1 protein-coding gene is annotated in these 2,720 nt (G+C 56.2%); it reads left to right on the forward strand.

Annotated elements, in window-relative coordinates:
* Nucleotides 1-2,309: YecA family protein (locus EPO09_RS22145; protein ID WP_290646790.1), on the forward strand; the 2,309-nt coding region annotated here is incomplete at its 5' end.
* Nucleotides 2,310-2,720: the final 411 nt, after the last annotated feature.

Here is a 2,720-nt window from a genome sequence, read left to right on the forward strand (position 1 = left end):
CAGTTGCCGACTATCCGCGGGTTGTGGGCGAGATCGACAAGCGTGTGTCTTCGATCGCTGCCGCCGTAGGAAGCCTGCCGCCTGATCAACTGCTGTCGCGCGCTTGGCGCGAGCGAGTCAGTCGAGTCATGCACATCGAAGTTGAGGCAGAGGTCACACAAGAAGATGCGCTCGCATCTCGGATGGTCGACTACATACAGAGTCTCATCGCTGCAACTCCTCGTGGGAGTAACCAGAAAGCCGATGTCTCAGACAGCGATTGGGCCGCGCTGAAAGCAAATGTGGATAAGCTGTACAAGCAGCTTCACCGTGATTACCTCATTTGCGCTACTGCGTACCGCCAAGCTAGCGATGCGCCGCTGTCTCCTGAACTGGAGGAACTGATGATGCGGGCGCAACTGCAGTGGTGCAACGTGCGTGGAGACCACTACTCCGCGCACCAGATCGAGGCCCTTTCCGATTTGTTGCTCAACCAATCCGATCTAATTGAGGCTGCCTATGGGATCACTGCAGCCCACCTGATGGAGGCACTTGGTAAGCTTTGGCATTCTCATACCTACGGACTGAGCGAAGCGGTTGCCGCCGTGCATGCCGTGCATGCGGAATTTGTCGCTGAAATCGATCGCCTGCTTCGGGCCGACGATGTGGAGTTAAAGGCTAAGACTCCCCACGAACAGATGATGGAGATCGTCGAACGCCTAGGTCACACGGAAACCATGCAACAAAGCGGCGAACAGGCCTTTGGCCTGGGGCTTTTCGATGTGGCGCAGATCACAAACCTGCCGCAGAACTTCCTAGAGGACTTCTCTTGGTCACCTGGCGAGGAGTCGGATTTCCTGGCCGATGGAGAGTTCAAGGGATGGCCGCTGCGGATCCAACCGATCTTTCGCAGACCGTTCCTCAAAGTCAACGGAAAATATCTGTGCTTCGACCTGCAATGTTTGTTCGATAACTTTTACCGTCAGATTGAGAAGCGAATTTTCCTACGCTCGGAAGCCGAGAAGCAGCGCTGGATCAGCAATCGCAAGGACATCTCCGAAAGCTTGCCTATCGATCACTTTGTGCGCCTCTTGCCAGGTGCAAAGGTTCTGCGAGAGGTGTACTACCCGATGGTTGCAGAACACGGCAAGCGCCGGAACTTTGCCGAAGCCGACTGTGTAGTAATTTACGACGATCATCTTTTCGTCATCGAGGTTAAAGCCGGTGCATTCACCTACACGTCGCCATCCACCGACTTGCCAGCCTACGTGAAGTCTCTGCAAGCGCTCGTGGGCGCGCCTGCTCAACAAGGTGACCGGTTCTTGGACTATCTAGACAGCGCCGACGCTGTGGAAATCTACGATGCGAAGCACCAGGTGGTTGGCTCGTTGAGAAAGGCCGACTTTCGGGCCAAGACGATTTGCGCGGTGACGCTGGACCCGTTCACGGAACTTGCGGCCCAGTCCCAACATCTGCAGTCCATAGGAGTTGACCTTGCCCGTAGACCAGTCTGGTCGCTTTCGCTCTCCGACTTGCGGGTGTACCGCGACGTCTTTGCTGGGCCGCTCGACTTCTTGCACTTCGTGGAGCAACGTATGCGCGCAGCCATGTCGAGCGCGCTACGCCTAGACGACGAACTGGATCATTTTGGCCTCTACCTCGAGTACAACCAGTACGCCAAGCATGCAGAAGATCTGGCAATGCGCAATGCACGGGTGCAATTCAACGGCTATCGCTCGTCCATCGACAGGTTCTATTCTGCGAAATTGCTTACGCCTGAGGCGGCACAAGCACCGTTGCAGCAAGTCCCGCGACGAATTCGCGAGGTCGTCGACTTTTTGACGTCACAGCAGCTTTCAGGCCGGTCGTCAAAGGCAAGTTGCCTGCTCGACTTTCCCTCTGACGTTCGCGCCGCAGTAAACGATTGGATCGAGTCGGAGTTGGTCGACGTCGTTGCTCGGGGCCGATGCGTACCGATGTCGGTGACAAAGGATGGCCGCCTGACAGTCGTGCTGAGCATCAAGCATGTGGTGGCCATGGCGCACGACAAAGCGCTTGAACACTGTCGGACAGTCATGGTTGCGTCAGGTGAAGATACCCGTATGCTCCTGGAGTTGACCTATGACGGGGGCGCGCTCCGCGAGCTATCGATGACACCAGTAACACTGCAGGGCTTGTCCCATGCTGATATCGAAATCCTAAGTGAACTAGCCAAGGACCTCAAAGCGCGAAGGGTTGCACGGTCAGCTGCCGAGTTTGGCAAACTGGGTCGCAACGAACTGTGCCCGTGTGGAAGCGGGAAAAAGTTCAAGCGGTGCTGCTTGAAATGACTGTGCCATTGTTGTGAACATAGCAGTAGGGCGCCGCTAGGCAGTCGCTGACAGCCGACTTCTGCTGGCCGACAGTTCCAGGTCATTGACAAAGTCGATAGCTGACTTTGGTTTGCAAGGGTTCGAGCATCAAAGGTCAGCCTCCCGGGATCTCCGTGTGCTCACGCTCCCGGCCACAAGCCGTCCTTCCCTATGCACTCGAAAATCATGTCAATGAGCGAGGACGAATGGCAGGTATTCGCCGCACAACTTGAGCCCCGCTTTGGCTCGACCCGGCCACTTTCAGTCACTAGACGGGCAAGAAAATCGCCGCGCAGACGGCCGGCTTCAAAGTGCAACCGTCGTTGGTAGAGATGAGGTCATGCGAACCGCAGAAGCATGCGTGCTAGATGCATCCCAAAGCCTTGCCAT

This window comes from Aquabacterium sp. (assembly GCF_004297345.1).
Classification (GTDB): Bacteria; Pseudomonadota; Gammaproteobacteria; order Burkholderiales; family Burkholderiaceae_C; genus Aquabacterium.